This window comes from Aeromicrobium sp., assembly GCF_049586495.1.
In the GTDB taxonomy this organism is placed as follows: domain Bacteria; phylum Actinomycetota; class Actinomycetes; order Propionibacteriales; family Nocardioidaceae; genus Aeromicrobium.
The window spans coordinates 1-6073 of record NZ_JBAVCB010000092.1 but is presented as its reverse complement, the minus strand read 5'-3'; the positions used below and the strand labels follow the sequence as shown (position 1 = coordinate 6073).

Annotated in this window: 7 protein-coding genes; 6 read left to right on the top strand and 1 reads right to left on the bottom strand. The window is 65.0% G+C overall.

Features of this window, described 5'->3' with window-relative positions; genetic code table 11:
- The 6 genes from WB508_RS05250 to WB508_RS05225 form a co-directional block, all read left to right on the top strand.
- Positions 1-351, top strand: a 351-nt coding sequence (locus WB508_RS05250) for an efflux RND transporter permease subunit (RefSeq protein ID WP_423843828.1), incomplete at its 5' end; no start/stop codon positions are given.
- Positions 348-794, top strand: a complete 447-nt coding sequence (locus WB508_RS05245) for a hypothetical protein (protein ID WP_423843827.1) — start codon at positions 348-350, stop codon at positions 792-794. The genes WB508_RS05250 and WB508_RS05245, both read left to right, overlap by 4 nt.
- A gap of 1 nt (position 795) precedes the next feature.
- A complete protein-coding gene (locus WB508_RS05240; RefSeq protein ID WP_423843826.1) occupies positions 796-3921 on the top strand; it encodes an efflux RND transporter permease subunit in 3126 nt (1041 codons plus the stop codon).
- Between the two features lie 217 nt (positions 3922-4138).
- Positions 4139-4408 carry a YdeI/OmpD-associated family protein gene (locus WB508_RS05235; RefSeq protein WP_423843825.1) on the top strand — a complete coding sequence of 90 codons (270 nt, stop codon included), beginning with the start codon at positions 4139-4141 and terminating at the stop codon, positions 4406-4408.
- An 83-nt stretch (positions 4409-4491) separates the two neighbouring features.
- Positions 4492-5328: a sigma-70 family RNA polymerase sigma factor gene (locus WB508_RS05230; RefSeq protein WP_423843824.1), complete on the top strand. Its 837-nt coding sequence runs from the start codon at positions 4492-4494 to the stop codon at positions 5326-5328.
- 78 nt (positions 5329-5406) lie between these two features.
- The gene (locus WB508_RS05225; RefSeq protein WP_423843823.1) at positions 5407-5643 is read left to right on the top strand and encodes a hypothetical protein; all 237 of its coding nucleotides are present in this window, start codon (positions 5407-5409) and stop codon (positions 5641-5643) included.
- A gap of 50 nt (positions 5644-5693) precedes the next feature.
- Here the strand turns inward: WB508_RS05225 and WB508_RS05220 are convergent.
- Positions 5694-6073, bottom strand: a 380-nt coding sequence (locus WB508_RS05220) for an alpha/beta fold hydrolase (protein WP_423843822.1), incomplete at its 5' end; no start/stop codon positions are given.

Sequence of the window (6073 nt, the reverse complement as noted above, 5' to 3'; positions counted from 1 at the left end):
GTCCGCAACACCCTGACCACCCTGGAGCATCTGGCGACCGCGAACAGCGGCTCCACCGACACGGACCGCCGAGACGCCGTGCTGGACGCAGCACGAGAACGACTGTGGCCGGTGCTCACGACCAGTGTCGCCGTCGCAGCGGTCATGCTCCCGTTCGCCGTGGCGGGATCCCGCGCCGGGCTGGAAATCCTGCATCCGCTGGCGATCGTCGTGATCGGTGGACTCGTGACCACCGTGGCGCACGCCCTCCTGGTCGTCCCCGCGCTCAGCCTTGCGGTGGCCCCGCCGGGTCGAGACGACGAAGAAAGCAGCTTGCATCCAGACCACACTGCATCGGAGTCCTCATCATGAACATCCGGTCCCATCAGAAGGCAGCGGCTGCGATTCTGACAGCGCTGGTGGCGTCGGCGTCGACCGGATGTGCGCAGGTCGAAGCCGTCGAGATCGAGCACTATCAGCCGTCCAAGATCACCCCCGCCAAGGACGGCGGCCACCCCGTGGTCACCCTCACCAAGCTCGGCGCACAGAGAATCGGTCTGCGCACCGAACCCGTCGCCACACGGTCGGGCGGCACATCGATCCCTTATGCGTCCATTCTCTACGACGCCGACCAGGGCCAACCGTACGTCTACGTGAACACCGGCGGGCTTGATTTCGAGCGTGCCGACGTCACCATCGAGACCATCAAGGCTGACACCGTCAACCTGTCTGCGGGACCGCCGGTCGGCACCCGTGTCGTGACCGTGGGCCTGCCACAGATCCACGGCGCCGAGCTCGAATACGGCGCGTACTGACATGCGCTGGATCGTCGCGCGCAGCCTGCATTTTCGCTGGCTCGTCCTCTTCCTGGCTGGCACCATCATGGCGCTGGCCATCTCGGAGATTCCCCACGCCAAGGTCGACGTCTTTCCTGAGTTCGCGCCGCCTCAGGTGGAGATCCAGACGATCGCGCTGGGCAATTCCACGTCTGAGGTCGAATCCCTCGTCACCGTGCCGATCGAGGAGGCGCTCAACGGTATTCCGGGGCTGCAGGAGATGCGCTCGAAGTCCGTGGCTCAGCTGTCATCGATTCGCCTCATCTTCGAGAAGGGCACCGACGAGACTCTCGCCCGTCAGCTCGTCCAGGAGCGGGTGGCCCAGGTCATCCCGAACATTCCCACGTGGGCCAGCCCGCCGTGGATGATGCCGGCGCTTTCGGCCACCAGCCGCATCGTGAAGATCGGTCTCACCTCCGACCAGCTGGACCTCATCGAGCTGTCATCGATCTCGTACTGGAAGATTCGTCAACACCTGTTGCGCGTTCCCGGAGTTGCGGGTGTCGACATCTACGGCGAACGGTTGAAGCAGCGTCACATCCAGGTCGACCCCGCCTTGCTGGCCAAGTACGACATCTCCATCGATGAGGTGATGGAGTCCGGCTCCGAGGCGCTCGACTCCGGCGTCCTGCAGTACGCCAAGAGCTTCACGGTGGGACAGGGCGGCTTCGTCGAGACCGCTCAGCAGCGGCTCAACATCGAGAACGTCCAACCGATCACCGGTCCTGAGGACCTCGCCAAGGTGCCAGTCGCGCAGCGCGGCGACCGGGTGCTGCGCATGGCCGACGTCGCTGACGTCAAGCAGGACAGCCAGCAGCTGTGGGGCGATGCCGTCATCAACGACGGCGACGGGCTCATGCTCATCGTTCAGAAGTATCGCGGCGCCAACACCAAGGAGGTCACCGAGGACGTCGAGGAGACCATGTTGGAGATGGCCCCCGGATTACCTCAGATCGAGTACGACACCACGATCTTCCGCCCGGCCACCTTCATCTCGGACTCCATCGACAACCTCACCAAGGCGCTCCTCCTGGGCATCTTGTTGGTGATCCTCATCATCACGGCGTTCCTCTACACCGTGCGCACAGCGTTCATCAGTCTGGTGTCCATTCCCCTGTCGCTGCTGGCCGCCTACATGGTGCTCGACCTGCGCGACGTGACCATCAACGTCATGGTGCTGGCCGGGTTGGTGGTGGCCATCGGGGTGGTGGTCGATGACGCCATCATCGACGTCGAGAACATCGTCAGACGATTGAGACAAGCTCGGGCCGAAGGCAGCGACAAGTCCACCACCCGCATCGTGCTGGAAGCCTCGGTCGAGATCCGCAGCGCGATCACGTACGCGACGGTGATCAACATCATCGCGGTGGTACCCGTGCTCTTCCTCGACGGCCTGTCCGGCTCGTTCTTCCAGCCCCTCGTGCTCTCCTACGCGTTGGCCGTGTTCATCTCGATGCTCGTGGCGATGACCATCACTCCGGCGATGTGTCTGGTGATGCTCCGTAGCGGTTCCTTGCGCGAACGCGAGGCCCCCCTGCTGCGCACGCTGAAGCGCGGGTACGCCCGCGTCCTCAAGCGCGTGGTGCGCACGCCCACCCCGTCGATGGTCGGCGTGCTGGGAGTCGCTCTCGCGGGCGTCCTGATCTACCCCACGCTCGGCACCCAGCTGTTGCCCAACTTCAAGGAACGCGACTTCCTGATGCACTGGCTCACCGAGCCGTCCACCTCGATCACGGAGGAAAAGAGCATCTCGGTGGCTGCCTGCCAAGAACTGCGCAAGATCCCCGGCGTCCGCAACTGCGGATCGCACATCGGCCAGGCGCTGCTGAGCGATGAGGTGTACGGCGCCTACTTCGGTGAGAACTGGATCAGCATCTCCAAGGACGTCGACTACGACGAGACCTTGCAGAGCGTCACCGATCTGGTCGACAGCTATCCCGGCATGCAGCGAGACGTACAGACGTACCTGCGCGAGCGGGTCAAGGAGGTCCTGACGGGGTCCAGTGGCGCCATCGTCGTGCGGATCTACGGACCGGAACCACGCGAACTGGCGCGCTTGGCCGATGAGACGGTCAAGGCCATCGGCAACACGCCAGACCTCGCTGACACCCACGCGGCACTGCAAAAGGAGCTGCCGCAGATCGAGATCGAGCTCGATCTGGTCAAGGCGCGCGAGTACGACCTCTCGCCCGGCGACATCCGGCGCCAGTCGTCGGCCTACATCGCCGGCGAGGAGGTGGCCGACATCTTCACGAAGGGTCGGGCCTACGACGTCCATGTCTGGTCGATCCCCAAGTCCCGCGACAGCGTGGACGACATCAGAGACCTGCCGATCGACACCCCCGCCGGCGACAAGGTCGCGCTGTCTGATGTGGCGGACGTCAGATTCGCGTCGAGCCCCAATGCCATCCTGCGCGACGATCAGTCGCGACGCATCGACGTGGAGGCGAATCTTGTCGAGAACGGTGACCTCGGAGCCGCGGTCGAGGAGGTCGAGAGCCGCGTCGCGGATCTGGACCTGCCCACCGGCTACAGCGTCAAGGTGCTTGGAGAGTCCTCAGAGCTGGACGCCGCACAATCGACTCTGGCCTTGTTCGGCATTGCAGCGCTGCTGGCCATCTTCCTGCTGCTCCAGGCTGCCTTCGGCAGCGTTCGACTCGCGGCCCTGGCGTTCCTGCTCCTGCCGGTGTCCTTGGTCGGCGGCGTGCTCGCCGTCTGGCTGGGCGGAGGCATCTTGTCACTGGGATCGCTGATCGGATTCCTGACCGTGTTCGGCATCGCCGCACGCAACGGCATCTTGATGATCAGTCACTTCCAGCACCTCGAACACGAGGAAGGCATGGAATTCGGGCCCGAGCTCGTCCTGCGGGGTGCGTCGGAGAGATTGGCGCCGATCCTGATGACAGCACTCGCCACGGGGCTGGCGATCGTCCCCCTGGCGGCGGCCGGCAGCATCCCCGGACACGAGATCGAGCACCCGATGGCGTTGGTCATCCTCGGTGGCCTCGTCACAGCCACGCTGCTGAACCTGCTGATCTTCCCGTCGCTGTACCTGAAGTTCGCCAAGCCCAGAAAGGAACGTTCCACCCAGATGGCAGCGGCGTGACCTGCTCACCGACGTCATGGTGGCCGAGTGCATCTCGGCGCGCAGACAAGCGCGATCGATGTCGACTGTTGGCGAGGTCATGACGTGATCCCGCCGCGAGGATGGTCAGATATTGACCGGCCACGTCGCGATGGGGCAGCGTGGCGCCGGGACGTGAAGCGCACCAAAGACGCGGAAACGATCTTCGAGACCTGGTTCGTCGCCGTACGGTGGTCGCATGAGTGACACCCAGGTAGCCGGAGGCGTGGTGCACGACCTTCCCACCGATCTCCGCGAGGCCCTCGCGGGCAACGACGTAGCCCTCGCAGCCTGGCAGGACATCACCCCGCTGGCTCGCAACGAGTTCATCTGCTGGGTCGAGGACGCCAAGCAGACCAAGACGCGCGAGCGCCGCATCCGCCGCACCCAGGAAGAGCTGGAAGAAGGGATGCGCCGCCCCTGCTGCTGGCCGGGCTGCGCACACCGCGAGCGGACCGGCAAGGCCTAGCATCAAGACATCTTCCGTGACGTCACGTCTGGCCACGCCCAGTCGTCAGCTTCACGTGTGCAAGGTCGTGCTGAGGTGGAGACATGGACAGGACTGAGGCTTTCGAGGCGGAACGACCCCGGCTGGTGGGGCTCGCGACGCGCGTCGTCGCCGATCGAGCCGAGGCCGAGGACTTGGTGCAACAGGCCTGGTTGCGGATGCATCGCACCGACACGGACATCGACGACGTTCCAGCGTGGCTCACCACGGTGACCACCCGACTGTGTCTTGATCGTCTGAAGGCGCGCACCCCAGTCCCCCGGGCCGAGCTCCCGGAGGCGGGAAACTCGCCTGACCCGGCGGAGGACCTTGTGCTCGCCGACATCGTGGGCGTCGCCCTGCAGGCCGTGCTGGATCGCCTCTCACCGCAGGAGCGCGTGGCGTTCGTCCTGCACGACAGCTTCGGTTTCGAGTTCAGCACGATCGCGAGCATCCTCAACACCACCCCGGTCGCGGCTCGCAAGCTCGCCTCGCGAGCCCGGGCGAAGGTCACCCAGCCGGTTCCCGATGATCAGCTGGCCGACTGGGAAGTCGTCGACGCTTTCATGGCCGCGGCACGAGGCGGCGACTTCCAACGGCTCCTGCAGCTGCTCGCTCCCGACGTGACGATCACGGCAGACGCCGAGGCCACCCGCGCTGGCACCCCGGACCGCATGCACGGCAGCCAGCAGGTCGCGACATTCTTCAACGGCGCCGCGCATGCTGCACTCGCCGTGATGACCGATGGCCGGCCGGGAGCCGCGTGGTTCCACCGAGGCCAGGCCGAGGTGCTCTTCGACTTCACGATCGCTGACGGGGTCGTCCAGGCCATCATGTTTCGCGCCGAGCCAGACGTGCTGAGCCGCGTGGCGCGCCGCAATCGTCACCAGAAGTGCGATTGATCCGTTTCATCGGTCACATCTGACATGCGCCGCTCGTCATGCAGACCGAACCGCCACATCACGGAAGGAGACCGAACGATGAAGAAAATGACCTGCCACCAGCTCGGAGGGCCTTGCGAGCTCGCGCACCACGGCACGACGGCCGACGAGGTGATCAAGGCTCAGGACCGCCACCTCAAGGAGGCCGAGAAGGCCGGCGACGCCAGCCATCAGGAAGCGCGCGACGCCATGAAGGCACGCTGGCGCCGCCCCAAGCAGGCGATGGGTTGGTACAAGGACGCGAAGGCAACCTTCGCTGACCTCCCGGAGGGCTGAGGCGCGCTGACCCACGACCGTCCCTGACGGCAACTCGTGGCTGATGTGAGTCAGCCCGCAAACCGATCAGTTGCCTCGACAATGGCCGCGAAGATCCCGGGCTCCTGGAAGGAGTGGCCGGCGTCGGGAATCATCTGAAAGTCCGCCTCCGGCCAGGCTCGATGCAGATCCCAGGCGGTCACGGCCGGGGTGCACATGTCGTAACGGCCCTGGATGATGACCGCCGGAATGTTTCTGAGCTTGTGCGCCTCGGCGATGAGCTGTCCGTCGTAGAACCATCCCTCATTCATGAAGAAGTGGTTTTCGATCCGCGCGAAGGCCACCGCAAACGCATCCTCGGTGAAGTGGTCAATCAGATCGGCGTCCTGCAGCAAGGTGATGGTGGACGACTCCCACCGCGACCATGCCTTCGCGGCCGGTACGTGCACCG